At 33.6% G+C, this 229-nt stretch carries 1 pseudogene; it reads right to left on the reverse strand.

The window, feature by feature from the left end:
- Window positions 1-15: 15 nt before the first annotated feature.
- Window positions 16-229: pseudogene (locus AC23MB_RS14570) on the reverse strand (MFS transporter); the annotation flags it as partial.

Below are 229 nucleotides of genomic sequence, written 5' to 3' on the forward strand. Positions count from 1 at the left end.
ATATTTATAAGTTAACTATCGCAAAATAAACAATATAAAAACAATACTCTCTGTAAATGTACAATATACAATCTCTCTACTTTCGAACCAATCATCCTCATGTCCTCTTTCCAAAATGTATTTTAATGAGCCAAAAAAAGCTGCTAGAAGTCCAATCCCTAGCCAGTCCACGTCGGACGCTTTCAGCTTTACGGCAAATCTAGGACTTTTAACAAATTGAATTGTCAAT

The sequence above is a fragment of the Soonwooa sp. T0.1_25 genome (genome assembly GCF_057652215.1).